A 25,255-nucleotide genomic window follows, 5' to 3' on the forward strand; every position below is an offset into this window, starting at 1 on the left:
GCCGTACGACTGAAAGGAACGGGCGCATGTCCCAGCAGCCCCTGCTCGCCGATCGCGGGTTCTATCTCGGCCCGATGTTCCGGCGGGCGGCCGACCGCCACGGCGCCGTCTTCGTCACCCTGGACCGGCCGCTGGACGTCGATCCGGCCCGCGGGGTCGACCTGAGCTACGCGGTGCTGGCCGACGTGGTCGAGGAGCTGTCGGGCCGACTGTGGGAGGCGGGGGTGCGGCCCTCGGAGCAGGTCGTCGTCCACAAGACCGACAACGTGGACATCGTGCTGCTGACCTGTGCGATCGCCCGGATCGGCGCCGTCCCCGCGCTGCTCTCGCCCGGCCTGTCGGGGCCGGTCGTGGGGCAGCTGCTCGCGCGGCTGCGCCGGCCCTGGCTGATCACCGACAGAGCGAAGCTGGAGGGCCCGCTCGCCGACGTCGACGTGTCCCCCCTGGTCCGGCGGACGCTGTCGGTGGACGACGCGCCCGGCGCGGAGCCGCTCGGCAAGCACGCCGGGGCCGAGCCGCCCCCGCCGGTCCGGCTGCACCCCCGGGAACCCGCGCTGATCACGCACAGCTCGGGCACCACCGGTCTGCCCAAGCTGGCCGTGCACTGCGCGAACACCATGTGGAACCGGCTCGTGCCGCAGCAGGCGATGGGCTGGCCCACCCGCGGCGAGACCGCGGCCCTGCACATGTCGTTCGTGCACTCGCGCTTCTACCATCTGCTCGGCGTCCTGCTGCGGTTCGGCAGCCCGCTGGTGCTGATCACCGACCCGGAGCCGGCGAGCGTGGGACCGCTGCTGGCGCGGCACCGCCCCGGGATCGTCGAGACCCACCCCAACACCTTCGTGCTGTGGGAGGAGTTGGCCGACGCGCCCGGCGCGCCGCTGTCCCGGGTGCGGTCGTACGGGTCGACGTTCGACGCGATCCATCCGCGCACCGTGCGGCGGCTGCTGGAGGCGTCGAAGCGCCGTGCGCCCTGGCTGATCCAGCTGTACGGGCAGAGCGAGACGGGCCCGGTGGCGTTCCAGTGGTTCACCCGGCGCAGCGCCGCCCGCGCGGACGGCCGCCGGGTCGGGACCGGGATCCCGGGCTTCACCCGGGTCCGCGTCACCGACGACAACGGCCGGCCGGCCGCGCCCGGCGTGCCCGGCCGGATCGAGGCCCGCACCCGGGGCCGCATCCTCACCTACCTCGGGGCGCGGGAGCAGTACGAACGCCAACTGGACGGCGACTGGTGGCAGATGGGCGACATGGGCTACCGGAGCAGGTTCGGCGTGCTGCACCTGATCGACCGCGAGGTGGACCAGATCGACTCGGTGCACAGCAACCTGGAGGTCGAGGACGTCCTGATGTCCCGGCTGGAGGAGCTGCGCGAGGTCGTCATCGTGCCCGGCGTGGACCGGGAGCCGGTGCCCGTGGTGTGCGTGCGGGGCGAACGTGCGCTGGACGCGGAGCGCTGGCGGGAGGCCACCGCCGATCTGCCGGCGATGGCGGAGCCCCGGCAGTGGCGGTTCGAGGAGCTGCCGATGACGGCCACCTGGAAGGTGAAGCGGGTGGAGATCACCCGCATGCTGGCCGAGGGCGCGCGCGCATGACCCCGGTCGTGGTCGTCGGCGCCGGCCCGGTGGGCCTGTCCGCGGCGCTCGCGCTGCGGGGGCGGGGCCTGCCCGTCGTACTGCTGGAGGCCGACCCGCGGGACCGTGAACGGCCGGGCAGCCGGGCGCTGTTCGTGCACCGGGAGACCCTGCGGCTGCTGGACAGGATGTGTCCGGGGCTGGCCGGGGAGATCACCGGGTACGGCCGGACCTGGCACACCCGGCGCACCCTCTACCGGGGCCGCGAGGTGTACTCCCGCACGTTCCCGCCCCCGTCGGGGCTGCCGCCGTTCACCAGCCTGCGCCAGGTGGACACCGAGCGCTTCCTGCGCGCCGCGTGCGAGCGGGAGGGCGTGGAGTTCGAGTGGGACGCGCGGATCACCGACGTGCGCGCCTCCGCGTCCGGTGTCACGCTGACCGCCGAGGACGGCCGGGAGTGGGACTCCGGGTACGTCGTCGCCGCGGACGGCGCGCGTTCGGCGGTCCGGGAGGGGCTGGGCATCGCCCTGGAGGGCACCCGGGGCGAGGGCTTCCACGTGGTCGTGGACGTGGCGGACGTGCCGGGCGCGGAGCTGCCGCTGGAGCGGGTCTTCCACTACGAGCATCCGGGCGTCGGCGGCCGCAGTGTGATGCGGGTGCCGTTCACCGGCGGCTTCCAGGTCGACCTCCAGTGCCGCGACGACGACGCCGAGGAGGAATACGGCACCGAGGACGCCGTACGGCGCTGGCTCCCCGGCGTCGTGGGCGACGGGTACGCCGAGCGGATCCTGTGGGTGTCGACGTACCGTTTCCTGCGGAAGGTGGCGGCCTCCTTCACCGATCCGCACCGGCGGGTGCTGCTCGTCGGGGAGGCGGCGCATCTGTTCCCGCCGTTCGGCGCGCGGGGCATGAACAGCGGGATCGCGGACGCGGCGGCTGCGGCCGAGGCGGTCGCGGCCGGCACGGCGGAGGCGGTGGACGCGTTCGCGGCCGTACGGCGGGCGGCGGGCCTGTTCAACAGCGAGGCCGCCGGGATCGCCCTGGACCATCTGCGCCCGCGCCGCCGCACGGTACGGCTGCGGCAGCGCGCGGCGGCGGCCCTCGCGCCGGTGCTGCCGTCGTGCGGGTCCTGGCTGGAGCACGCGCCGTACGGCCCCCGGCACGGGGCGCCCGCGGCGGCGGGCGGCAAATACTGAGCGGGTACTGAGCGGGTACCGAGGAGGCACGGGTGACTGCACGAACGGCGGTGGGCGAGGGACTGCTGACCTGGACGCCGGCCCGGGGGCTGAACCCCTGGGAAGAGCCCTCGACGGGCTCACCGGCGGAGGGGCCGCTGCTCGTCGCGGACTCGTGGCTGCTGCGCGAGGGCCGGGTGCGCGGCTACGGGCGGCACCGGGAGCGGTTCCTGCGCGCGTGCGCGGAGTCCGACGGGCCCGGCCCGCGCCGGCTGGTGGAGTTCTGGCACGACATGACGGCGGTGCTGCCGCGCACCGGCGAGTGGTTCCCCCGGGTGGAACTGGCCGCCGGGTCGGCGGAGTTGCGGCTGAGGCTGCGGCCGGCGCCGCCGCTCGGACGCGAGGTGCGGCTGTGGTCGGCCGGGCAGCCCGACCCGAGGAGCGTGCCGCGTCACAAGGGCCCCGATCTGGACGCGCTGGCCGGGGTGCGGGCGCGGGCGGTCGCCGAAGGGGCCCAGGAGGCGATCCTGGTCGGCCCGTCGGGGACGGTGCTGGAGTCGGCGACCGCGAGCGTGCTGTGGTGGGAGGACGACGCCCTCTGTCTGCCCCCGGCCGGGTCGCCCGTGCTGCCCGGGGTGACCGCCGGGCTGATCCAGGAGCGGGCGATCCGCTCCGGCCTGCGCGTCGCCCACCGGGAGCGGACCGTGGCGGAGCTGTCCGGCCGGGAGGTGTGGCTCGTCAACGCGCTGCACGGGATCCGGCCGGTGACGGGCTGGACCGGGGTATCCATGAATGCCGGTCACGCGATCCGGGCGGCGGAATGGCGGCACTGGCTGGACAACCTGATGGAACCCCTGCCGAACCAATAGAACACACCGAAGGCACTGCACGAACAGAACGCGCAGAAAAAGGGACGGGCATCGGCGAACAATGCCGATGCCCGAATTCCGCATTACTTCGCGGCCGGCTGATAACCCCCGGGAACCATTCGGGTCGCGATCGCGATCCGGTTGTACGCATTGATGACGGTGGCCGCCCAGATCAGCGCCGCCACCTGCTCCTCGTCGAAGACCTCCGCCGCCTCTGCGTACACCGCGTCGGGCACCCGGCCGTCGTGCACGAGCGTCACCGCCTCGGTCAACGCCAGTGCGGCGCGCTCCCGTCCGGTGAAGAACGGGGTCTCCCGCCAGGCGTTCAGGGCGTAGATCCGCTGCTCGGTCTCGCCCTGGGCGCGGGCGTCCTTGGCGTGCATGTCGAGGCAGAACGCGCAACCGTTGATCTGCGAGGCGCGGATCCTGACCAGTTCCAGGATTTCCGGTTCGACCTTGGCGTCCCGCGCTGCGGAAACGGCGGCGCCGTGCAGGGCGCCCATTGCCGCGGACACATCGGGGGTGATTTTCTTGAGGGCCACGCGGGATATGGAATCGCTAGTGCTCATGGGGTGACTCTAACCGACGTCTTTTATTCCGGGGAAGAAAATCCCGCCGGGCGGCCCGGGTTTTATTCGGGCAGCACCGCGCAGAGCGCGTCGAGCGCTCCCGCCCACGCGTGGTCCGGCGGTGTCGCGTAGCCGACGACCAGCGCGTCGCACGGCTCCACGGTCGCGTCGGGGTGCCGGTACTGGTGCAGTCCGTCCACCGCCAGCCCCTGCCAGGCCGCCGCCCGCAGCGCCGCCTGCTCGGTGCCCGGCGGCAGCCGCAGCACCAGGTGCAGACCGGCCGCGATGCCGGTGGCCCGCACCGAGGGCGCCCGGCGGGCCAGTTCGGCGACCAGGGCGTCCCGGCGGCGCCGGCAGCGCAGCCGGGCCGCGCGGACGTGCCGGTCGTAGGCGCCCGAGGCGATGAACTCCGCCAGGGTCAGCTGGTCCAGCACCCCGCAGGTGTCGATGCCGCCCTTGGCCCGCGCCGCCTCCCCGGCCAGGGCGGGCGGGAGCACCGCCCAGCCCAGTCGCAGCCCGGGGGCGAGGGACTTGCTGACGGTGCCCAGGTGGACGACGTGGTCGGGGTCCAGGCCCTGGAGCGCGCCGACGGGCTGCCGGTCGTAGCGGAACTCGCCGTCGTAGTCGTCCTCCACGACCAGGCCGCCGGTGCGCCGGGCCCACTCCACGACGGCCGCCCGCCGGTCGCGGTGCAGGGCCACGCCCATCGGGAACTGGTGGGCGGGGGTCAGGAAGACGGCCCCGGCGTCGTCGTCCAGCCCCGAGGGGTCGGTGCCCCGTTCGTCGAACGGCAGGGGCACGGTGCGCAGACCGGCCGCCTCCAGCAGCCGGCGGTGCACGGCGAGCCCGTACGACTCGACGGCGACCGTGCGCACCCCGCGGGCGCGCAGCACCGCGCCGAGGATCTTCACGCCGTGGGAGATGCCCGCGCACACCAGGACGCGGTCGGCGTCGGTGCGCACGCCGCGCGCGCGGGAAAGGTAGCCGGCGAGCGCGGTGCGCAGTTCGGTGCGGCCGGGCGGCTCGCCGTAGCCGAAGGCCTCGTAGGGGGCGCGGGTGAGGGCGCGGCGGGCGGCCTTCAGCCACTGCGCGCGGGGGAAGGAGGCGAGGTCGGGCATGCCGGGGCGCAGGTCGTGGACGGGCCGGCCGGGCTTGCGCGGACCGGGGGCCGCGCCGGCCGGCGGGACCACCGTGCGGTCGGCGACCCGGGTGCCCGAGCCCTGGCGGGCGGTGAGCCAGCCCTCGGCGACCAGGTCGGCGTAGGCCTCGGCGACCGTGTTGCGGGCTACGCCCAGGTCGGCGGCGAGGGAGCGGGAGGACGGCAGCCGGGTGCCGGGGGCCAGCCGGCCGGTGCGGACGGCCTCGCGCAGGGCGTCGGTCAGGCCCCGGCGCAGCCCCGGTCCTGTCGGCTCCAGATGCAGGTCGACCCCGAAAGTGGCCCATGATTCCGCCATGGAAATGGACCATACCGGTGGGCTGCCCGGCTCCTAGGGTCGAGGACATGACCAACGTGACCGACAACACGACGACGGACGCCGCGGAGGCCGTGGCGGCCGTGGAGTACGCCCCCGAACACACCCCCCGACTGGCCTGGGCCGAGCTGGCCCCCGAGGTCTTCAAGGCGATGATCCGGCTGGACGCCGCCGCGAAGAAGGGCCTCGACGCGAGGCTGGTGGAGCTGGTCAAGGTCCGCGCCTCACAGATCAACCGCTGCGCGCTCTGCGTCGACATGCACAGCAAGGACGCGCTCGCGGCGGGCGAGAGCGTCGAGCGGATCGTCCAGCTCAGCGCGTGGGAGGAGTCGGAGCACTTCTACACCCGCAAGGAGCTGGCGGCGCTGGCGCTGACGGAGGCGGTGACCGTGCTGACGGACGGTTTCGCGCCGGACGCGGTGTGGGAGCGGGCGGCGCGGCACTTCGAGGAGGCGGAGCTGGCGCAGCTGGTCGCCACGATCACGGTGATCAACGCGTGGAACCGGTTCGGGGTGACGTGCCGTCTGGTGCCGGGGCACTACCAGGCGGGCCAGTACAAGTGACGTTCGCTCAGGGGGGTTCACGGTGACGAGCAAGGCCGAGGCGTTCCGCGCACTGCACCGCCGGCCCGCCCCCGAGGTCCCGCTCGTCCTGCCGGGCCCCTGGGACGCGGCCAGCGCCCGCGCACTGGCCGACGCCGGGTTCCCGGCGCTGGCGACCCCGAGCGCGGCCGTCGCCGCCTCCCTCGGCTACGCGGACGGGGAGACGCCGGCGCACGAGATGTTCGCGGCCGTCGCGCGGATCGCGCGGGCGGTGGACGTGCCGGTGACCGCGGACGTGGAGGACGGATACGGGCTGCCGCCGAAGGAGCTGGTCGAACGGCTGCTGGAGGCGGGGGCCGTGGGCTGCAACCTCGAGGACTCCAACGGGGGTGTCCTCGAGGACGCGCACGCCCACGCCGACCGGCTCGCCGAGGTGTGCTCGGCGGCCGGCGGCCTCCTCTTCGTCAACGCGCGGATCGACACCTTCGCCGTGGGCGTCGGGGACCCGTGCCGGGCCATCGAGCGGGCGGCGCTGTACGTCGCGGCGGGCGCCGACTGCGTGTACCCGATCCACGCCCCGGTGGCCGTGCTGCCGCTGCTGCGGTCCGGTATCCAGGGGCCGGTCAACGTGTTCGCCCGGCTCGACGAGGGCCCCTCACCCGCCGAACTCGGCGAACTCGGAGCCACCCGCGTCACATTCGGCCCCGGCCTCCACCAGCGGACCGACCACTCGCTGCGCACCCTCGCGACAGAGCTGGCGCCACCGGACAGATCAGGGCTCACGCGGCCCGGGAGATGAGGGCCGCCACGGCCCGGGAGCCGAGGATCACCGCGGCCCGAGGATGAGGGGCCAGCGCGGCCCAAGGATGAGGGGCCAGCGCGGCCCGGGGCCAAGGGCCGGCGCGGCCCGGGGATGAGGGTCACCGCGGCCCGGGGCCAAGGGTCGGCGCGGCCCAGAGGCCGAGGGCCGACGCGGCCCAGGGGCCAAGGGCCGACGCGGCCCAGAGGCCGAGGGCCGGCGCGGCCCAGGGCCGAGGATCGCCACGGCTCAGAGGCCAAGGGCCGGCGCGGCCCAGAGGCCGGGGGCCGGCGCGGCCCAGGGCCGAGGGTCAGGGTAGCCACGTGCGCCAGGTTGGCTCGTGGCTCTCCACCCACTTCTTCGCCGCCTCCTCGGGGGTGAGTTTCTGGTCGGCGATCATCAGGGACACCTGGTTCTGGTCCTCGACGGTCCACTTGAACTTCTTCAGGAAGGCCGCCGCCTTGCCGCCGTTCTTCGCGAAGTCCGCGTTGAGGTACTTCTCCAGGGGGGTGTGCGGATAGCCGCAGGCCACCTTGTCCGGTTCGGCGTCGCAGCCCTCCTTGTACGGCGGCAGCTTCACCTCCGTCATCGGGACCTTCTCGAACAGCCACTGGGGCGCGTACCAGTACGTCAGGAAGGGCTTCTTCTCCTTGGCGAACTGCCTCATCTGGGTGATCTGGGCGGCCTCGGAGCCGGCGAAGACGACCTGGTAGTCCAGCTTGAGGTTCTTCACCAGCGCCTTGTCGTTGGTGACGTAGGACGGGGAGCCGTCCATCAGCTGGCCCTTGCCGCCGCTCTCCGGCGTGCGGAAGTCCTCCGCGTACTTGTTGAGGTTCTTCCAGTCGGTGACGTCGGGGTGCTGCTTCGCGAAGTACGTCGGGACGAACCAGCCGATGTGCCCGGTGACGCCGAGTTCGCCGCCGCGCGCGATCGTCTTCTTCTCGTCGACGTAGCGCTTCTCCTGCTCGGGGTGGCCCCAGTCCTCCAGGAGCGCGTCGACGCGGCCCTGGCTGAGGGCGTCCCAGGCGGGCACCTCGTCGACCTGCACGGTGTCGACGCGGTAGCCGAGCTCGTGCTCCAGCAGGTACTGGGCGACGGCGACGTTGGCCTGCGCCCCCACCCAGGACTGCACGGACAGGGTGACGGACTTGGAGCCCTGGGCGTTGGCGAAGGGCGAGGCCTGCTTGGTCATGTCGGCGGCGCCGCACCCGGTCAGCAGCAGGAGCGCGGACGCCCCGCTCACCACGGCGGTCGTACGGAGTCGCATGTCAGGCCCCCTTCTTCGCGCGCCGGTCGGCGGGCTGCGTCACCCGGTCGAGCATCAGGCCGAGGCAGACGATCGCGGCGCCGGCCACCAGACCGGTCGCCAGGTCGCCCTGGGCGAGGCCGAAGACGACGTCGTAGCCGAGCGCGCCGCCGCCGACCAGGCCGCCGATGATGACGACGGCGAGGACCAGGACCACGCCCTGGTTCACGGCGAGCAGCAACGCCGGGCGGGCGAGCGGCAGTTGGACCTGCCGCAGCTGCTGGCCGCCGGTGGCGCCGAGGGAACGGGCGGATTCCATGGCGGCCGGGTCGACCTGGCGCAGCCCCTGGGCGGTGATGCGGACGACGGCCGGCAGGGCGTAGACGACGGCCGCGGCGACCGCCGGGGCACGGCCGACGCCGAACAGGGCGACGACCGGGATCAGGTACACGAACTGCGGCATCGTCTGGAAGACGTCCAGGACGGGCCGCAGCAGCCGCTCCACGCGGTCGCTGCGGGCGGCGGCGACGGCGGTGGCGAAGCCGAGGACGAGGGTGACGGCGACGGCCGCCAGGACCTGGGACAGCGTGTCCAGGGAGGGCTCCCACACGCCGAGCACGCCGATCGCGGCCATGGCGAGGACGGCGGTGAGCGCGGTGCGCCAGGTGCCGATCACCCAGGCCAGCGCGGCGACCAGGAGCAGCACCGACCACCAGGGCAGCGCCTGGAGGCCGTCGCGGACCGGGTCCAGGACCCAGGTGGTGAAGTGGCCGGCCCAGTCGGCGGTGCCGCCGACGACGGGGACGCCGGAGTAGAGGTGGGCGGTCATCCAGTCGACGACCCGGTTGACCGGCTCGGCGACGGCGACGGTCCAGGCGTCGGGCCAGTCGAGCAGGCCGGCGAGCCGGCCGCCCACGGCCACCGCGACGCCGGCGGCGAGCAGCGCCCACGTCCAGCGGGTGCGCCGGGACTCGCCGGCGCCCTGCCCGGCGGCGGCCGTCACCCGGTCCAGGACGACGGCGAGCAGCACGATCGGGATGCCGGCCGCGAGGGCCGCGCCGACGTCGACCGAGGCGAGCGCCTGGTAGACGCGGTCGCCGAGGCCGCCGCCGCCGATCACCGAGGCGATGACGGCCATGGACAGCGCCATCATGATCGTCTGGTTGAGTCCGAGGAGGAGTTCCTTGCGGGCCAGCGGGATCCGCGCGGTCAGCAGGCGCTGGCGGGCGGTCGCGCCCAGCGACTCCACCGCCTCCAGGACGCCCTTGTCGGCGCAGCGCAGGCCGAGCGCGGTGAGCCGGGCCATGGGCGGGGCGGCGTAGACGACGGTGGCGAGGACGGCGGCCGGGACGCCGATGCCGAAGACGAGGACGACGGGGAGCAGGTAGGCGAAGGCCGGGAGGACCTGCATGGTGTCCAGGATCGGGCGCAGGATCCGCTCCATGCGGTCGGACAGTCCGGCGGCGAGTCCCAGCACGGCGCCGACGACGACCGACGCGAGGACGGCGACCACCATCAGCGCGAGGGTCTGCATGGTGGGGACCCACATGCCGAGCAGTCCGCAGGCGAGGAACGCGGCGGCCGTGCCCAGCGCCAGCCGGACTCCGGCGACCCGCCAGGCGACGAGCGCGCCCAGCGCGGTGACGCCGGCCCAGCCGACGCCCAGCAGCACCAGGTACACGGCGCGCACGGACAGCACGACGGCGTTGCTGACGTGTCCGAAGAAGTACAGGAACAGCGGGTGGCTGTCCCGGTTGTCGATGATCCAGTCGCTGACGCCGGTCAGCGGTCCGGTGAGGTCGACGGTGAGGGCGTCGGGCCAACTGCCGCTGGCCCAGCGGGCGTTGGCGAGCGGCACGAGGATCGCCGCGGCGACCGCGAGGGCCAGCAGCTTGTGCGTGGCCCGGTGCTTGAGGAACGCGGGGACGGTGGCCCGGAACGCGGGTGCGGTGATCGTCGCCATCAGACTGCCTCCTTACGAGGCTCCGTCCCGGCGACGACACGGGGCTGCTCCGTCCCGGCCACGACGCCGAGCAGGGCGTCGGAGTCGACGATGCCGACGCACCGGCCGTGGTCGACGACCCGGGCGGGCGCCTTGGCGCGGGCGACCGCCTCGATCGCCTCCGACACGGTCGCGTCGGGGGCGACGGCGGGACCGCTGCCGGTCTCCTCCGCGGAGGGGATGCGCATGGCGGTGCGGACGGTCAGGACCTGCTCGCGGGGCACGTCGCGGACGAACTCGCGGACGTACTCGTCGGCGGGCGAGCCGACGATCTCCTCCGGGGTGCCGAGCTGGACCACGCGGCCGTCGCGCATCAGGGCGATGCGGTCGCCGAGCTTGAGCGCCTCGTTGAGGTCGTGGGTGATGAAGACCATCGTGCGGCCCTCCTCGCGGTGCAGGCGGACCACCTCCTCCTGCATGTCCCGCCGGATCAGCGGGTCGAGCGCGCTGAACGGCTCGTCGAAGAGCAGGACCTCGGGGTCGACGGCGAGCGCGCGGGCGAGTCCGACGCGCTGCTGCTGGCCGCCGGACAGCTGGCCGGGCCGGCGCTGCTCCATGCCCTCCAGGCCGACCTTGGCGACGATCTCGCGGGCCCGGTCCCGGCGTTCGGCCTTGCCGACGCCCTGGATCTCCAGGCCGTAGGCGACGTTGTCGAGGACCGTGCGGTGCGGGAGGAGGCCGAAGTGCTGGAAGACCATCGCGGCGCGGTGGCGGCGCAGTTCGCGCAGCCGGGCGCGGTCCATGGCGCGGACGTCCTCACCGTCGACGACGATGGCGCCGGCGGTCGGCTCGATCAGCCGGGTCAGACAGCGCACCAGGGTGGACTTGCCGGAGCCGGACAGGCCCATGACGACGAAGACCTCGCCCTTGCGCACGTCGAAGGTGACGTCCCGGACGGCGGCCGTGCAGCCGGTGCGCGAGCGCAGCTCGGCGGCCGGCAGGGCGGCCAACTCGGGGTCGACCGGCACGCGTTCGGGCTTGGGGCCGAAGACCTTCCACAGGCCTTCGACGCGGAACACCGGGGAGTTGGAGACCTCGGTCATCGCACACCACCGCCGATCCGCTCGGCGGCTGCCGCACCGATCCGGTCGCCCGTGTCGTCACCTATGAGGTCCACGGCCTTCTCTCCCACCATCAGCACTCCGATCATCGGGTTCACCGCGGTCATGGTCGGGAAGACCGAGGCGTCGGCGATCCGCAGTCCTTCCAGTCCGCGGACACGCAACTCGGGATCGACGACGGCGAGTTCGTCGTCAGCCGCGCCCATGCGGCAGGTGCCGGCCGGGTGGTACACGGTGTGCGCCACCTTGCGGGCGTACTCGCTGAGCTCTTCGTCGCTCGTGATGTGCGGCCCGGGGGCCACCTCGCGCTTGAGCCAGGGGGCGAGGGGCTCGGTAGCGGCGATCTCGCGGGCGATGCGGATGCCGTCGACGAGGGTGCGGGCGTCGTAGTCGTCCTCGTCGGTGAAGTAGCGGAAGTCGAGGGCGGGCTTCACGGACGGGTCGGCGCTGGTCAGGTAGAGCCGGCCGCGGCTCTTCGGCTTGGGGATGTTCGGGGTCATGGAGACGCCGAACTCCGGCCGCTCGTAGCCGAGTCGCTCGGGGTTGTCCGTGAACGGGATCTGGTAGAAGTGGAACATCAGGTCCGGGCCCGCGTGTTCGGGGTCGCGGCGCACGAACAGGCCCGCGTCGGAGTCCATCGCGGAGTTCTCGGGGATCGGCCCGTGGGTCTCCCAGACGATCACCGACTCGGGGTGGTCGAGGAGGTTCTCGCCGACGCCGGGCAGGTCGTGGACCACGGGGATGCCGAGCGCGTCCAGGTCGCCCTTGGGGCCGATGCCGGAGTGCATCAGCAGTCGCGGGGAGTCCACCGCGCCGGCGCACAGCACGACTTCGCGCCGGGCCCGTACGAGGCGTTCCGTGCCGTCCTTCGCCCGCACGTGCACGCCCCGCGCGCGCGTGCCGTCCAGCTCCAGCCGGTAGGCCCAGGTCTCCAGCAGGATCGTCAGGTTGGGGCGCTCGTCCATCACCGGGTGCAGGTACGCCACCGAGGCGCTCGACCGCTTGTTGTTCTCCGGGTGGTAGGCGAGGTCGAAGAAGCCGACGCCGTCGTCGAACGGCTTCTTGTTGAAGCCCTCGACGCGGGGGACGCCGAGGTTCGTCTGCGCGGCGTCGACGAAGTCGCGGGCGATGGCGTTGCGGTCCTTCTCGTCCACCGGGACGATGTTGTTCTTCAGCCGCGCGAAGTACGCCTCCATCGGCACCGCGCCCCAGCCCTCGGCGCCGGCCTGCTCCCACTCGTCCCAGTCGGAGGGCAGCGGCTTGAAGGCGATGAGGGTGTTGTGGGAGGAGCAGCCGCCCAGGACGCGGGCGCGGCTGTGCCGGATGTGGGAGTTGCCGCGCGGCTGCTCGGTGGTCGGGTAGTCGTAGTCCAGCTCGCCGCCGAGCAGCCCCATCCAGCGGCGCAGGGTCAGCACGTCGTCACGGCCGACGTCGCTGGGGCCGCCCTCGATGACGGCGACGGTCACGTCGGGGTTCTCGGTGAGCCGGGAGGCGATGACCGAGCCGGCGGTTCCGCCGCCTATGACGACATAGTCGTATTCGTCGAACGCATGGGTGTGATCGGACATGAGAGTGGTACTCCAGGGGTGCGATGGGGGAGGACTGGAGGGTCTGACGTCTGATGGAGGGTTCTGACGGAGGTGCTGACGAGGGGTGAGGGGGAAGGCGGGCCGTCGTGCGCGGCGGGTCGGCTCAGCCGGCGAACCAGCGGACGGGCTTGGGGGCGAGGTTCTGGTAGACGTGCTTGGCCTCGCGGTACTCGGCGAGCCCGGCGGGGCCGAGTTCACGGCCGACGCCGCTCTTGCCGAAGCCGCCCCACTCCGCCTGCGGCAGGTAGGGGTGGAAGTCGTTGATCCAGACGGTGCCGTGGCGCAGCCGGGCGGCGACCCGGCGGGCGCGGCCCGCGTCGGAGGTCCACACGCCGCCTGCGAGCCCGTACTCGGTGTCGTTGGCGAGGGCGACGGCCTCGTCCTCGGTGCGGAAGGTCTCGACGGTGAGGACGGGTCCGAAGACCTCCTCCCGGACGACCCTCATCTCGCGGTGGCAGTGGTCGAGGACGGTCGGCTCGTAGAAGTAGCCGTTCTCGGGCCGCTCCGGGGAGGGGTCGGGCCGCCGGCCGCCGGAGCGCAGCACCGCGCCCTCCTTGAGCGCCGACTCGACGAAGTCCTCGACCTTGGCGCGCTGCTGCTCGGAGACGAGGGGGCCGCACTCGACGCCGTCCTCGGTGCCGCGGCCGAGGCGGATCTTCCCGGCCCGGCGCGCGAGTTCGTCGACGAAGCGGTCGCGGACGGACTCCTCGACGATGAGCCGGGCGCCCGCCGAGCAGACCTGGCCGCTGTGGATGAAGGCCGCGTTGAGGGCCTGGTCGACGGCGGTGTCGAAGCCCTCCTCCGTCGCGCAGGCGTCGGCGAAGACGACGTTGGGGTTCTTGCCGCCGAGTTCGAGTGCGACCTTCTTGACGGAGGGGGCGGCGGCCTGCGCGACCTTGGTGCCGCTGATCAGGCCGCCGGTGAAGGAGACGAGGTCGACGTCGGGGTGCTCGGCGAGTCGGGCGCCGACGGTGTGGCCGGGGCCGGTGACGATGTTGGCGACGCCGGCGGGCAGTCCGGCCTCGGCCAGCAGGTCGATGAGCGCGACGGTCGTCAGCGGGGTGATCTCGCTCGGCTTGACCACGAAGGTGTCGCCCGCGGCGAGCGCCGGCGCGATCTTCCAACTGGCCTGGAGGAGGGGGTAGTTCCAGGGGGTGATCAGCGCGCAGACACCTATCGGCTCGTGCACGACGACGCTGTGGACGTCGGGCGAACCCGCGTCGACGACCCGGCCGGGGGCCTCGGCGGCGACGAGGTCGGCGAAGTAGCGGAAGGCGTCGGCGACGCAGTCGATGTCGACGCGGCCCTCCTCGACGGTCTTGCCCGCGTCCCGGCTCTCCAGCAGGCCGAGCCGCTCGCGGTCCCGGCTGAGGAGGTCGGCGACGCGGCGCAGCAGGGCCGCGCGGTCGGCGGCCGGGGTGTGCGGCCAGGGGCCGTGGTCGAAGGCCCGGCGTGCGGCCGCGACCGCGAGGTCGGTGTCCTTCTCGTCGCCCTCCGCGACCACGGCGAAGGGCAGGGCGTCCGCGGGGTCGAGGATCTCGCGTGTGGCGCCGGACACGGCTTCACGCCATTCTCCGTCCACGTGGATGGTCTTCCGCGCCTGGGGTTCTGTGTTGTCCGCCATGATCGGGATTGCCTTCCGTTCCTGTTCACTGCCGGTGCGTCACACGCGTGTGACTCACCGGGACGCGTGACCGCATGCCCCGAGGCTCGGATTGCATGCGCAATCCTTGGCCGAAAGTGCGCCGTGTCACGTGAGATGGGTAGGAAGCGGGACAAATCAGACATGACCGATCCCCGGGCGGTAGCACCGCCCGGGGATCGGTTCAAGCAGCGGAAGCTCAGATGAGGCCGAGCGCGCGGACCGCCTCGCGCTCCTCCTCCAGCTCCTTGACGGAGGCGTCGATGCGGGCGCGGGAGAACTCGTTGATCTCCAGGCCCTGGACGATCTCGTACTTGCCGTCCTTGACGGTGACCGGGAAGGAGGAGATCAGGCCCTCGGCGACGCCGTAGGAGCCGTCCGACGGGATGCCCATGGAGACCCAGTCGCCCTCGGCCGTGCCGTTGACCCACGAGTAGACGTGGTCGATGGCGGCGTTGGCGGCGGAGGCGGCCGACGAGGCCCCGCGGGCCTCGATGATGGCGGCGCCGCGCTTGGCGACGGTCGGGATGAAGTCCTCGGCCAGCCACTTCTCGTCGTTCACGAGCTCGGCGGCGTTCTTGCCGGCGACGGTGGCGTGGAAGATGTCCGGGTACTGCGTGGCGGAGTGGTTGCCCCAGATGGTCAGACGCTTGATGTCGGCGACCGTGGAGCCCGTCTTCTTCGCGAGCTGGGTCAGCGCGCGGTTGTGGTCGAGGCGGGTCATCGCGGTGAAGCGCTCGGCCGGTACGTCGGGCGCGGCGGCCTGGGCGATCAGCGCGTTGGTGTTGGCCGGGTTGCCGACGACCAGGACCCGGATGTCGTCCGCGGCGTGGTCGTTGATGGCCTTGCCCTGCGGCTTGAAGATGCCGCCGTTGGCCTCCAGGAGGTCGCCGCGCTCCATGCCCTTGGTGCGGGGGCGGGCGCCGACGAGGAGACCGACGTTGGCGCCGTCGAAGGCGACGTTCGGGTCGTCGGTGATCTCGATGCCCTGGAGCAGCGGGAACGCGGAGTCGTCCAGCTCCATGGCCGTGCCCTCGGCGGCCTTGAGCGCCGGGGTGATCTCCAGCAGGCGCAGCTTGACCGGCACGTCCGCGCCGAGCAGCTGGCCGGAGGCGATGCGGAAGAGCAGGGCGTAACCGATCTGGCCGGCCGCGCCGGTGACGGTGACGTTCACGGGAGTGCGGGTCATGGCGTTCTCCGTATGACAGCTGGCGGCGGGGCGTCCCTGCCCCGGGTGGGACGTACAGATGATCGATCTCTTGATACCAAGAGATCCATCCAGCGGTCAGGCTATCGCGCATCCGGGATCCCGGACGTCCGGGGTTGTGTGGCCCAGCCCACAGACCGTCACCACACCGCCCGCCACACCGCCCGCCGCCCGCCGCCCGCCGCACACGAAACGGCGGCCGCCGGTCCGGGAGAGGGGATCGAGCGGCCGCCGGGTGGGGGGCCGGGGGGCCGGACTCCCGTGGGGGTACGGTTCGCGTGCCCAGGCGCGGCTCGGTTAATCCCGCACGGCCGGCTTTTCTCGCCGGAGTCACCCGGGTGGAGTAGGGGGTGCAGCCCTCACGGGGTACAGCCCTCTCGGCCCGAGGCGAGCACCGCGCAGGCGCGGGCCTCGGCCGGATCCCGCACCGCGATCATCGAGGTGTACGCGATGGCGTCGCCGGCGGTCGTGACGCTCCCGGCGTACCGCACCGCGCCGACGGTCACCCGCACCTCGTCGCCGAGTCCCGCCCGAGTGATCCGGCCCCAGGCCGCGCCGCAGGTCCGGCTGTAGCGGACCTCCAGCAGCGTGCCGCCGACGGTCACGTCCTTCGCGGTGGCGGCCAGATCACCGCTGCACCCCATCGCCTCCGCGTCCTTGCCGGTACAGCCGCCCCCGAAGCACAGCACACCGACGGGGAGGGGCGCGGACGGACCGGGGACCCCCGAGGGCGACACGGCACCCACCCGCTCACCGCCCCGACGGCCGCCGTCACCGCCGTCGCCGCCGTCACCGTCGGCATCGGTGAGAAGGAAGCCCCCCACGGCGACGATCACCACTCCGACCACACCGGCGAGGAACATGCCGGGGCGGGGCCGTGCGGGGGGCGGTGACTGCGGTGCAGGGGGCGGTGACTGCCGTGCGGGGGGCGGCGGTTGGGGTGAGGGAGCCCTGGGAGGCGGGTCCGGGTGGGCGAGGGGGGCGGGCTTCGAGGGGAAGGCGTCACGTGGCTCCGCTCGGCTCCAGGCGCGTTCCGTCCGCTCCCAGAGCGGGATCAGGCGGGCCGGGTCCGCGCCGGTGACCTCGGCGAGGGCGATGACCGCGCCCTTGGGGGCGAGCAGCCCTCCGCTCAGGTACCGCTCCCAGAACGCCCTGCCGTACCCGGTGCGGTCGGCGAGCGTGGCGACGCTCAGACCGGCGTCGTCCACGAGCTGTCGTAGCCGACGGGCGAACTCCCGCACCTGCGGGTCGAGTTCGTCCGGAAGGTCCCTCCGATGAGGCATCGGTCCCCCCTTCATCCGTCATGCCCCGTTTGACCGTTGAGCAACGGTATCGCTCAGCCGAACACCACCGCTCCCCCCACGGCGGTGAGCAGCACGGCGAGCAGCAGCAGAACGGCGGTGAGCAGCAGCCGCCGCCCGGCCGCCCGGGGCCGCGGCGACCGCGGCGGCTCCTCCAGCCGGTCCCACCAGGGGACCGTGGGGACTTCCTCGTACGCCCCGGCCTCGCCTGCGGTCGCCGCGAGCGGCGGCGGGGACGGCCGGGGCCAGGCCTCGACGGCCAGTTCCCAGCGCACGGTGTGGCGTTCGGCATCCGCGCCGGCCACGCCCGCCACCCGGCACAGCGCGGCGACGGCCTGCCGGGGCGGCGGCTGGACGGCGTTGAGGTAGCGCTGCCAGGAGGACTTGCTGTAGGCGGTGCGGGCGGCGAGCGCGGCCAGGCTGAGGCCCGTGCCGTCCTTCAACTGCCGCAACTGCTCGACGAAGTGCCGCACCTCCGACGGCAGGTCGTCCGGCAACGGCTGCCAGGCGCCCATCGCCCACCTCCCCTTCGGTCCGTTGGGGGGACGACGTCCGGCGACCGGCCGGTTCCCGCGAGGGCCCGGATCGCCGGGACTGTGGCCGGGCGGACACACGATGGCGGAACCGTCACCGCTGCGCCACAGCGGACGGACAGCCATTGAACCGGCCGCCGCGGGTGCGGGAGCGTGGAACGCGTCGGCGGCCCGTCCCCGCTCGGGGGAGAGGACGGGCCGCCGGTCACGTCGGACGCCTCAATGGGCGCCGCGCGAGGGTCAGTTGCTGACGGTGAAGTGCAGGGTGTCCTTCAGGAACGGGATCTGGAGCCACGGGTCCGGCTGCGCCATCAGCGCCAGCAGGACGATCGTCCCGCCGAGCACGCCGTACGTCGCTATGTCGGTGAAGCGGGACCGGACGGCGAGCATGCCGACGCCGGGCAGGAGCCAGCGCAGCACGGCTCCGGTGAGCAGCGCGGCGCCGATGAGGATGATGCCGACCCGGAAGAGGTCGAACGCGGTGATCAGCAGCCCCAGCGCGACCATCGCCAGGACGGCGAGCATCGGCCACTGCCGCGCCGGCGCCGGGGCGTCGCGGGGCGCGGCCCGGCCACCGCCCTCGGGACGCGCGGTGTCCCGGGTGAACAGCGGGAAGCGGCGCGTGGTGCGGCGCGGGACGCCCTCGGCGTCGGGCGCGCTGACGGGGTCGCTGACGACCGGTTCCTCGAACGCCTCGTTGTGCTGCGTGCTCACGGGCTCCGTGCTCGCGGCGTTCTCCGGCTTCTGCGCGTTCTCAGCCGGCACTGCGCTCCGCCGCCTCGACCACGTTGACGAGCAGTTGCGCGCGGGTCATGGGGCCGACCCCGCCCGGGTTGGGGGAGATCCAGCCGGCGACCTCGCGGACGTCCGGGTGGACGTCGCCCACGATCCGCCCCTCGGCGTTGCGGGAGACGCCGACGTCGAGGACGGCCGCGCCCGGCTTGACGTCCTCGGGCCGGACCAGGTGGGCGGACCCGGCGGCGGCGACGATGATGTCCGCGCGCTTGAGGTGCGCCGACAGGTCGCGCGTCCCCGTGTGGCACTGCGTGACCGTGGCGTTCTCGCTGCGCCGCGTCAGCAGCAGCGGCATCGGGCGGCCGATGGTGACCCCGCGGCCGACGACCACGACCTCGGCGCCCTTGATCTCGACGCCGTGCCGGCGCAGCAGCGTGAGGATGCCGTGGGGCGTGCAGGGCAGCGGTGCGGGCTCGTTCAGGACCAGCCGGCCGAGGTTCATCGGGTGCAGGCCGTCGGCGTCCTTGGCCGGGTCCATCAGCTCCAGGATCCGGTTCTCGTCGACGCCCCGGGGCAGCGGCAGCTGCACGATGTAACCGGTGCAGGCGGGGTCGTCGTTCAGCTCGCGGACGACCGCCTCGATCTCCTCCTGCGTCGCCGTGCCGGGCAGCTCGCGCTGGATGGAGGCGATGCCGACCTCGGCGCAGTCGCGGTGCTTGCCGGCGACGTACTTCTGGCTGCCGGGGTCGTCCCCGACGAGGATCGTGCCGAGGCCGGGCGTGACGCCCTTCCCCTTCAGCGCCGCCACGCGGGCGGTCAGATCCGACTTGATCTCGGCTGCGGTGGCCTTGCCATCGAGAAGCTGGGCGCTCATGGACCCATCCTCCCGGATGACGCCCTCCCGGTTCCAATCCGGGGGAGCCCGCCCGGCCCCGGACAGTGATCACGAGGTTGCACTTGCACAACGTGTGTGCGATGCCGCTGGACAACGCTCCCGCCGCTGCTGAACGATTGACGGACAGTGCCGCGGGCAGTACCGGGGGGACGCACCGCATCTGTAGGGATGTTTCCTCCGCACCGTGCCGCGCGTCGTCCCCGCACACGAGTGACACGGAGGAAGGACCGCCATGAGTTTCGGCGAGCCGAACAACCCCTACGGGCCGCCGCAGCAGCAGCCCCCGTCGGCCCCGCAGCCCCAGCCCCAGCCTCCGGCCGGTCCCGGCTACGGCTATCCGCAGCAGGGCCCGCCCCCGCAGGGCTACGGAGTGCCGCAGGCGCCGCCGTACCCGCAGCAGGGCTACCCGCAGTACCCGGGAGGCGCCGACCCGCACTACCAGGGGGGCGGCTACCACGGCGGTCCGCAGACGATGCCGGGCATCACGCGCGCGGCGCGCATCATGCTGGGCCTGGTCGTCCTGGCGCACGTCATCGTCGCCGGCTCCTACTTCTGGGTGCTGTCCCGGTGGGACGAGGAGATGGCCGACGCGGGCATCAGCGGCGACGCGAACGCCGAGCAGTTCGCCGACATCGGCAAGGGCGTCGTCGTCTTCTTCGCCTGCCTGGCCATCGTGTTCGCGGTGCTGGGCCTCGTGCTGCTGCTCCAGTACGCCAAGGGCGGCAACGGCGTGCGCGTGTGCTCGATCGTCTACGGCTCGTTCGCCATCGTCACCGGGATCTTCATGCTCACGGCCTACGGGCTCGGGCTGCTCCTCATGGCCGTCGCGATCATGCTCATCGTCTTCTCGGCGAAGCGGCCGACCGCGGAGTGGTTCCGCCGCCCGCGCCACTGACGACCACCGGCCGAAGGGCCGTGCCCGGCCCCCGAGCGGGGGCGGGCACGGCCCTTCGGTCCGTCCGCGGCTCATCCGGCCGGCTGTGGGGCCGGCTGCCGGTGAGGCTCTTGCGGGCTCAGTGGAACTTGCGGGCTCAGTGGAAGAAGTGCCGCGTCCCGGTGAAGTACATCGTCACGCCCGCCTTCCGCGCGGCCTCGACGACCTGCTCGTCGCGGACCGAACCGCCCGGCTGCACCACGGCCTTGACGCCGGCCTCGGTGAGGATCTCCAGCCCGTCCGGGAAGGGGAAGAACGCGTCGGACGCGGCGTACGCGCCCTGCGCGCGCTCGGCGCCGGCCCGCTCGACCGCGAGCTTCGCGGAGTCGACCCGGTTGACCTGCCCCATGCCGACGCCGACGGAGGCGCCGTCCTTGGCGAGCAGGATGGCGTTGGACTTCACGGCCCGGCAGGCCTTCCAGGCGAACGCCAGCTCGGCCAGCTCGTCGGCGGAGAGGGCGTCCCCGGCCGCGAGGGTCCAGTGGGCGGGGTCGTCGCCGTCGGCCTGGAGCCGGTCCGTCACCTGGAGCAGCGCGCCGCCGTCGACGGGCTTGATCTCGACGGGGTTCGCGGGCGCGCCCGGGGCCTTCAGCACACGGATGTTCTTCTTCTTCGCGAGGGCCTCCAGGGCGCCGTCCTCGTAGTCGGGCGCGACGATGACCTCGGTGAAGATCTCGGCGACCTGCTCCGCCAGCTCCTTGCTGACCGGCCGGTTGACGGCGATGACCCCGCCGAAGGCCGACAGCGGGTCGCACGCGTGCGCCTTGCGGTGCGCCTCGGCGACGTCCGCGCCGACCGCGATGCCGCAGGGGTTGGCGTGCTTGATGATCGCGACGGCGGGCTCGTCGTGGTCGTACGCGGCACGGCGCGCGGCGTCCGTGTCCGTGTAGTTGTTGTACGACATCTCCTTGCCGTGCAGCTGCTCGGCCTCGGCGAGACCGCCGCCGCCGTCCACGTAGAGGGCGGCGGGCTGGTGCGGGTTCTCGCCGTAGCGCAGGGTGCTCTTGCGCTCCCAGGTGGCGCCGAGGAAGTCGGGGAAGCGCGACTCGTCGACGGGCGCGTAGGAGGAGGCGAACCAGGAGGCGACCGCCACGTCGTAGGCGGCGGTGTGCTGGAAGGCCTCGGCGGCGAGCCGCTTGCGGGTGGTCAGGTCGAAGCCGCCGGCCTGCACTGCGGCGAGGACGTCGGCGTACCGGGCCGGGCTGGTGACGACGGCCACCGACGGGTGGTTCTTCGCGGCGGCGCGCACCATGGACGGCCCGCCGATGTCGATCTGCTCGACGCACTCGTCGGGCGAGGCCCCCGAGGCGACGGTCTCCCGGAACGGGTAGAGGTTGACGACGACCAGGTCGAACGGCTCGACGCCCAGCTCGGCGAGCTGCTCGCGGTGGCTGTCGAGCCGCAGGTCGGCGAGGATGCCGGCGTGGACCTTGGGGTGCAGGGTCTTGACCCGGCCGTCGAGGCACTCGGGGAAGCCGGTGAGCTCCTCGACCTTGGTGACGGGGACGCCGGCGGCGGCGATGCGGGAGGCCGTGGACCCGGTGGAGACGAGCTCGACACCGCTCTCGTGCAGCCCGCGCGCGAGCTCTTCCAGACCGGTCTTGTCGTAGACGCTGACGAGCGCGCGACGGATGCCCCGCTTGCCGCTCTCTGCCGTGACAGTGCTGTCGGCGGTCACTGGATAACTACCTTTCGTCCCTCAATGCGATAGCCGTTGCGGGCGAGCCGCCCCACGACCTCGACGAGCAGCCTTCGCTCGACTTCCTTGATGCGCTCGTGCAGCGCGCTCTCGTCGTCCTCGTCCCGGACCTCGACCACGCCCTGGGCGATGATCGGGCCGGTGTCGACGCCGTCGTCGACGAAGTGGACGGTGCAGCCGGTGACCCTGGCGCCGTACGCGAGCGCGTCACGGACGCCGTGGGCGCCGGGAAAACTGGGGAGGAGGGCCGGGTGCGTGTTGACGAACCGCCCGCCGAACCGCGCCAGGAACTCCTTGCCCACGATCTTCATGAACCCGGCGGAGACGACGAGGTCGGGCTCGTGACCGGCGACGGCCTCGGCGAGGGCGGCGTCCCACTCCTCGCGCGTGCCGTAGTCCTTCACCTTCCGCACGAAGGTGGGGATCCCGGCGCGCTCGGCCCGAGCGAGCCCCTCGACGCCCTCGCGGTCGGCTCCGACGGCCACGACCTCGGCGCCGTAGGCCTCGACGCCGGCGGCGGCGATCTCGTCGAGCAGCGCCTGAAGGTTCGTGCCGGATCCGGAGACCAGCACGACAAGGCGCTTGGCCGGCTCGGCCACGGGCTTGGCGGCCACGGCGGGGCCCTTTCTCGGGAGAGCGTTTGTAGGGTCGTACGAATGCATCGCGCCCCGGGATACGGGGAAGTCTACGAACCGGCCGACCGTCAGCAACGATACCGGCACACCGGACGGCCCCCTCGGGACGGGGGCGTGGCCGGAAGGTAGCGTCTGGGTCGAGCGGGCGCGGGAACGCGACCGCCGTGCGGTGCGTTCTCGAAGTGACCGCGCGCATCGGCGGCCGCAGGAGGCCGCGGGTGCAGCCGTGGTCGCCGACGACCACCCACATCCGCAACCGTGATCACCTAGGGGAAGACGCTCACTTGATGCCGGACCGCAGTCTGCGACTCCTCACGCTCCCCCCGCTGTCACCGCAGGGAGGGGAGCGCGGCGCCGTGCTGCTGCGGGAGCGCCCAACGACCCCGCCCGACGCGCCCTCCGCCCGTGGCGACGGCGCCCCCGAGGACGCCCGCCCCGCGTCCCCGTCCACGGACGACAACCCCTTCGCCCCGCCGCCGGAGAACGCCCCCGACCGCCCGTGGCAGCCCCGCCACCCGGCCCCGGGCGGCGACCCCGACGGCTCCTCCGACCCCTCCGGCTCCGCAGGTCCCCCCTGGGGCAGCCAGTGGAGCGACCGCCAGCCCGGCCGCGCCCCCGGCGGCTTCGGCGAGCGTCCCGACGGCGGACCCGAGGGCGGCCCCGGCGGTCAGACGCCGCCCCCGCGCTGGGACCCGACGGACCCGACCCAGCGCCGGGCGCGCTACGCGCTGCTGTGCGGCATGTGGGCCTTCTTCTTCGCCCTCTTCGGCTGGCCCTACGTCGCCCTGATGCTCGGCGCGCTCGCCGTCCACTGGGGCATCAGCGCCCTGCGCGCAAAGCCGCGCACCCCGGACCCGACGGTCCCGCAGCCCCCCGAGCCCACCGGCCGCCCCCAGCGCACGGCGGCGATCAGCGGCCTGGTCACGGCGGGCCTGGCCCTGACCCTGGTCGCCGCGACCTTCACCGCGCAGCTGGTCTACCGCGACTACTACACCTGCACGAACGACGCCCTGACGAACGAGGCGACGCAGGCATGCAACGAACTGCTGCCGGAACAACTGCGGGACGTGCTGGGCGCGAACGCGTAGGCAGGGTCAAGTTCAGCCCGTCCGGCGTTTGAGGACGAGGCCCGTTCAGGGCCGAAACGGGGGTCCGGGGGCGGAGCCCCCGGGGACGATGGGGGTCCCCCCGCTCGAGCGAAGCCGAGAGTGGGGGAGGGAAGGGGCGGCGGGGGCGAAATCCCCCTCGACGGTCACCCGTCACCGACTCCCGCCCCCGCCCCCCTCCCCCTCCCCCTCCCCCTCCCCCTCCGCCACCTCCCGCAACGCGGCCCACCGCACCTCCCGTGCACCCTCCCCATGCCAAGCCCCCACCCCCGCGGCCGCCCCCCGCCCCCGCCACCCCCGCACCCCCAGAGCCACCGGCACCCCCACCCCCACGACCCACACCACCACGGCGCCCCCCACCTGCCACCACACCGGCCCGAACCGGGCCAACACCTCCACGCCCAGCGGCCCCCCGGCGAACCCCGCAAGCACCCCGAACCCCACCCCGCACACCACCCCGGACAGCACCACGACCCCGACGGTCCCCCGCCAGGACCAAGCGTCACCCGCCCCTGCGCCCGCGCCCTTCACCCGCGCGCCCCGCCCCACGAACCACCCCACCAACGCCCCCGCCACCCCCGGCACCACCAGAGCCGCCCAGTTCAGCCAGGTCCCCGCCCCCGCCTCCGGCACCGCCGCCAGCAGCGGGAACGGCGGCAGCAAAGACGCGGGCTCCGACCCCAGCGGCCCCACCACATGCCCCGCCCCCAGCACGAACCCGGGCCCGAGCGCGTACGCCGCCCCCCACACCGCCGCGTTCGGCACCAGCGCCACACACAGCAACAGCACCGCGAACCGCCCCGACCACCCCTCCGTGAGCTGCACGAACGCCCCTCGCGCGGCCCCGAGGTGCCACACCGACGACACCGCCACGAGCAGCGCCCCGCCCCCGGCCAGCACCGCCGCCCCGACCCCGGCCGCCCGCACGGCGACCGCCCCCGCCCGCCCGTCCTCTCCCCCGAGCCCTCCTGCGAGCCCTCCACCGAGGCCGCCCCCGAGCCCTCCTCCGGGGACGAACCGCCGCGCCCCGCCCGCACCCGGGATCCACCGCAGCGCCCGCTCCACGGGCCCGCGCGGACGCCCGTACGCCGTCCAGACCCCCACCCCCGCCGCCCCCAGCGCGACGGCCGGCACACACACGACGGTCCACCCCCACGACGGCCGCAACGCCCCGCCCGCCGCGTACACCACGGCGCCCGCGCCCACGGCGAGGTACCCGACGACGACCCCCGCCCACGCCGTCCGCGCGCTCACCAGCGGCACGCTCCCGCTCTCCCCGTCCTCGCACCCGCCGCCGCCCCCGTCCACCGCGTCCCGCGCCGCGCGGTGCACCAGCCACACCGGCAGCACGAGCAGCAGCAACGGCGTGACCCCCACCGGCGCCGGAACCCCGGACAGCGTGTCCGCGCGCACCAGTTCCGCCCCGTGGGCCAGCACCCACAGCGAGGCCGCGACCCGCAACGCGCCCCCCGGCCCGCTGTCGGGATACGGCGAACTGATCCACAGCATCGTCGCGAGCACGGCGAGCGCGCCGAGCCCCAGCCCGGCCGCCAGCACCCCGCCGAGCAGGCTGGTGCCCAACCCCGCGGGCGCACGGCCGAGCATCCGGGTGCGCAGGGGCGACGACGACGGTCGGCGAGCGGTCATCTGGATCACGCCCGTCATGGTCCCAA

At 73.7% G+C, this 25,255-nt stretch carries 22 protein-coding genes; 7 read left to right on the top strand and 15 right to left on the bottom strand.

What is annotated here, in order from left to right; translation table 11 throughout:
* The first annotated feature begins 26 nt into the window (after positions 1–26).
* From ACFYX4_RS07755 to ACFYX4_RS07765, 3 genes are read left to right on the top strand one after another with little or no spacing between them, the layout of a single operon-like run.
* A complete protein-coding gene (locus tag ACFYX4_RS07755) occupies positions 27–1,592 on the top strand; it encodes a class I adenylate-forming enzyme family protein (RefSeq protein ID WP_389327612.1) in 1,566 nt (521 codons plus the stop codon).
* Positions 1,589–2,767, top strand: coding sequence for an FAD-dependent monooxygenase (locus ACFYX4_RS07760; RefSeq protein WP_389327615.1), 1,179 nt, complete (start codon positions 1,589–1,591; stop codon positions 2,765–2,767). Before ACFYX4_RS07755 ends, ACFYX4_RS07760 begins: the two co-directional genes overlap by 4 nt.
* A gap of 32 nt (positions 2,768–2,799) precedes the next feature.
* On the top strand, positions 2,800–3,615 hold the full coding sequence (locus ACFYX4_RS07765) for an aminotransferase class IV (protein ID WP_389327618.1): 816 nt from the start codon (positions 2,800–2,802) through the stop codon (positions 3,613–3,615).
* 83 nt (positions 3,616–3,698) lie between these two features.
* Here the strand turns inward: ACFYX4_RS07765 and ACFYX4_RS07770 are convergent, their stop codons facing one another.
* Both ACFYX4_RS07770 and ACFYX4_RS07775 read right to left on the bottom strand, forming a co-directional pair.
* Entirely contained in the window at positions 3,699–4,184 is a 486-nt protein-coding gene (locus ACFYX4_RS07770) for a carboxymuconolactone decarboxylase family protein (RefSeq protein WP_389327621.1), read from the bottom strand.
* A 62-nt stretch (positions 4,185–4,246) separates the two neighbouring features.
* A complete protein-coding gene (locus ACFYX4_RS07775) occupies positions 4,247–5,638 on the bottom strand; it encodes a PLP-dependent aminotransferase family protein (RefSeq protein ID WP_389327624.1) in 1,392 nt (463 codons plus the stop codon).
* Positions 5,639–5,685: 47 nt separating this feature from the next.
* Between ACFYX4_RS07775 and ACFYX4_RS07780 the strand changes: the two genes are divergently transcribed.
* Positions 5,686–6,219, top strand: a complete 534-nt coding sequence (locus ACFYX4_RS07780) for a carboxymuconolactone decarboxylase family protein (RefSeq protein WP_389327627.1) — start codon at positions 5,686–5,688, stop codon at positions 6,217–6,219.
* A gap of 22 nt (positions 6,220–6,241) precedes the next feature.
* Positions 6,242–6,997, top strand: coding sequence for an isocitrate lyase/phosphoenolpyruvate mutase family protein (locus ACFYX4_RS07785; protein WP_389327629.1), 756 nt, complete (start codon positions 6,242–6,244; stop codon positions 6,995–6,997).
* 310 nt (positions 6,998–7,307) lie between these two features.
* Here ACFYX4_RS07785 and ACFYX4_RS07790 read toward each other — a convergent pair whose 3' ends face one another.
* The 10 genes from ACFYX4_RS07790 to ACFYX4_RS07835 form a co-directional block, all read right to left on the bottom strand.
* Complete coding sequence (locus ACFYX4_RS07790) at positions 7,308–8,264, bottom strand: ABC transporter substrate-binding protein (RefSeq protein ID WP_389327632.1); 957 nt, start codon at positions 8,262–8,264, stop codon at positions 7,308–7,310.
* 1 nt (position 8,265) lies between these two features.
* Positions 8,266–10,206, bottom strand: coding sequence for an ABC transporter permease (locus tag ACFYX4_RS07795; protein ID WP_389327635.1), 1,941 nt, complete (start codon positions 10,204–10,206; stop codon positions 8,266–8,268).
* A complete protein-coding gene (locus ACFYX4_RS07800) occupies positions 10,206–11,288 on the bottom strand; it encodes a glycine betaine/L-proline ABC transporter ATP-binding protein (protein ID WP_389327638.1) in 1,083 nt (360 codons plus the stop codon). The genes ACFYX4_RS07795 and ACFYX4_RS07800 overlap by 1 nt, the downstream gene beginning before the upstream one ends.
* Positions 11,285–12,874 (bottom strand): GMC family oxidoreductase, encoded by a 1,590-nt coding sequence (locus ACFYX4_RS07805; RefSeq protein ID WP_389327641.1) that lies wholly within the window; start codon positions 12,872–12,874, stop codon positions 11,285–11,287. The genes ACFYX4_RS07800 and ACFYX4_RS07805 overlap by 4 nt, the downstream gene beginning before the upstream one ends.
* Before the next feature lie 124 nt (positions 12,875–12,998).
* Positions 12,999–14,519, bottom strand: coding sequence for an aldehyde dehydrogenase family protein (locus ACFYX4_RS07810; protein WP_389327644.1), 1,521 nt, complete (start codon positions 14,517–14,519; stop codon positions 12,999–13,001).
* Positions 14,520–14,736: 217 nt separating this feature from the next.
* Entirely contained in the window at positions 14,737–15,726 is a 990-nt protein-coding gene (locus ACFYX4_RS07815) for a malate dehydrogenase (protein ID WP_389327647.1), read from the bottom strand.
* Between the two features lie 377 nt (positions 15,727–16,103).
* On the bottom strand, positions 16,104–17,027 hold the full coding sequence (locus tag ACFYX4_RS07820; protein ID WP_389327650.1) for a helix-turn-helix domain-containing protein: 924 nt from the start codon (positions 17,025–17,027) through the stop codon (positions 16,104–16,106).
* Positions 17,028–17,080: 53 nt separating this feature from the next.
* The gene (locus ACFYX4_RS07825; RefSeq protein WP_389327653.1) at positions 17,081–17,560 is read right to left on the bottom strand and encodes a helix-turn-helix domain-containing protein; all 480 of its coding nucleotides are present in this window, start codon (positions 17,558–17,560) and stop codon (positions 17,081–17,083) included.
* Positions 17,561–17,818: 258 nt separating this feature from the next.
* On the bottom strand, positions 17,819–18,292 hold the full coding sequence (locus ACFYX4_RS07830) for a DUF3017 domain-containing protein (protein WP_389327657.1): 474 nt from the start codon (positions 18,290–18,292) through the stop codon (positions 17,819–17,821).
* 40 nt (positions 18,293–18,332) lie between these two features.
* On the bottom strand, positions 18,333–19,187 hold the full coding sequence (locus tag ACFYX4_RS07835) for a bifunctional methylenetetrahydrofolate dehydrogenase/methenyltetrahydrofolate cyclohydrolase (protein ID WP_389327660.1): 855 nt from the start codon (positions 19,185–19,187) through the stop codon (positions 18,333–18,335).
* A gap of 253 nt (positions 19,188–19,440) precedes the next feature.
* On the opposite strand from ACFYX4_RS07835, the gene ACFYX4_RS07840 reads away from it, so the two are divergent.
* Complete coding sequence (locus ACFYX4_RS07840; RefSeq protein ID WP_389327663.1) at positions 19,441–20,103, top strand: proline-rich domain-containing protein; 663 nt, start codon at positions 19,441–19,443, stop codon at positions 20,101–20,103.
* Between the two features lie 136 nt (positions 20,104–20,239).
* Here ACFYX4_RS07840 and purH read toward each other — a convergent pair whose 3' ends face one another.
* Together purH and purN are read right to left on the bottom strand one after the other, a co-directional pair.
* A complete protein-coding gene (purH, locus tag ACFYX4_RS07845; protein WP_389327666.1) occupies positions 20,240–21,820 on the bottom strand; it encodes a bifunctional phosphoribosylaminoimidazolecarboxamide formyltransferase/IMP cyclohydrolase in 1,581 nt (526 codons plus the stop codon).
* Positions 21,817–22,455: a phosphoribosylglycinamide formyltransferase gene (purN, locus tag ACFYX4_RS07850; RefSeq protein WP_389327669.1), complete on the bottom strand. Its 639-nt coding sequence runs from the start codon at positions 22,453–22,455 to the stop codon at positions 21,817–21,819. Before purN ends, purH begins: the two co-directional genes overlap by 4 nt.
* A 308-nt stretch (positions 22,456–22,763) precedes the next feature.
* Between purN and ACFYX4_RS07855 the strand changes: the two genes are divergently transcribed.
* Complete coding sequence (locus ACFYX4_RS07855; RefSeq protein WP_389327672.1) at positions 22,764–23,564, top strand: hypothetical protein; 801 nt, start codon at positions 22,764–22,766, stop codon at positions 23,562–23,564.
* 171 nt (positions 23,565–23,735) lie between these two features.
* On the opposite strand, the gene ACFYX4_RS07860 is transcribed toward ACFYX4_RS07855, so the two are convergent.
* Complete coding sequence (locus ACFYX4_RS07860; RefSeq protein WP_389327675.1) at positions 23,736–25,247, bottom strand: DUF6350 family protein; 1,512 nt, start codon at positions 25,245–25,247, stop codon at positions 23,736–23,738.
* Positions 25,248–25,255 lie beyond the last annotated feature (8 nt).

This window comes from Streptomyces sp. NPDC002328 (genome assembly GCF_042890065.1).
GTDB lineage: Bacteria > Actinomycetota > Actinomycetes > Streptomycetales > Streptomycetaceae > Streptomyces.

Excerpts from the sequence above, each read along its gene's own strand:
- ACFYX4_RS07755 (WP_389327612.1), top strand. The coding sequence starts at position 27 with ATGTCCCAGCAGCCCCTGCTCGCCGATCGCGGGTTCTATCTCGGCCCG.
- ACFYX4_RS07760 (WP_389327615.1), top strand. The coding sequence starts at position 1,589 with ATGACCCCGGTCGTGGTCGTCGGCGCCGGCCCGGTGGGCCTGTCCGCG.
- ACFYX4_RS07770 (WP_389327621.1), bottom strand. The coding sequence starts at position 4,184 with ATGAGCACTAGCGATTCCATATCCCGCGTGGCCCTCAAGAAAATCACC.
- ACFYX4_RS07775 (WP_389327624.1), bottom strand. The coding sequence starts at position 5,638 with ATGGCGGAATCATGGGCCACTTTCGGGGTCGACCTGCATCTGGAGCCG.
- ACFYX4_RS07780 (WP_389327627.1), top strand. The coding sequence starts at position 5,686 with ATGACCAACGTGACCGACAACACGACGACGGACGCCGCGGAGGCCGTG.
- ACFYX4_RS07790 (WP_389327632.1), bottom strand. The coding sequence starts at position 8,264 with ATGCGACTCCGTACGACCGCCGTGGTGAGCGGGGCGTCCGCGCTCCTG.
- ACFYX4_RS07795 (WP_389327635.1), bottom strand. The coding sequence starts at position 10,206 with ATGGCGACGATCACCGCACCCGCGTTCCGGGCCACCGTCCCCGCGTTC.
- ACFYX4_RS07800 (WP_389327638.1), bottom strand. The coding sequence starts at position 11,288 with ATGACCGAGGTCTCCAACTCCCCGGTGTTCCGCGTCGAAGGCCTGTGG.
- ACFYX4_RS07805 (WP_389327641.1), bottom strand. The coding sequence starts at position 12,874 with ATGTCCGATCACACCCATGCGTTCGACGAATACGACTATGTCGTCATA.
- ACFYX4_RS07810 (WP_389327644.1), bottom strand. The coding sequence starts at position 14,519 with ATGGCGGACAACACAGAACCCCAGGCGCGGAAGACCATCCACGTGGAC.
- ACFYX4_RS07815 (WP_389327647.1), bottom strand. The coding sequence starts at position 15,726 with ATGACCCGCACTCCCGTGAACGTCACCGTCACCGGCGCGGCCGGCCAG.
- ACFYX4_RS07820 (WP_389327650.1), bottom strand. The coding sequence starts at position 17,027 with ATGCCTCATCGGAGGGACCTTCCGGACGAACTCGACCCGCAGGTGCGG.
- ACFYX4_RS07825 (WP_389327653.1), bottom strand. The coding sequence starts at position 17,560 with ATGGGCGCCTGGCAGCCGTTGCCGGACGACCTGCCGTCGGAGGTGCGG.
- ACFYX4_RS07835 (WP_389327660.1), bottom strand. The coding sequence starts at position 19,187 with ATGAGCGCCCAGCTTCTCGATGGCAAGGCCACCGCAGCCGAGATCAAG.
- ACFYX4_RS07840 (WP_389327663.1), top strand. The coding sequence starts at position 19,441 with ATGAGTTTCGGCGAGCCGAACAACCCCTACGGGCCGCCGCAGCAGCAG.
- ACFYX4_RS07855 (WP_389327672.1), top strand. The coding sequence starts at position 22,764 with ATGCCGGACCGCAGTCTGCGACTCCTCACGCTCCCCCCGCTGTCACCG.
- ACFYX4_RS07860 (WP_389327675.1), bottom strand. The coding sequence starts at position 25,247 with ATGACGGGCGTGATCCAGATGACCGCTCGCCGACCGTCGTCGTCGCCC.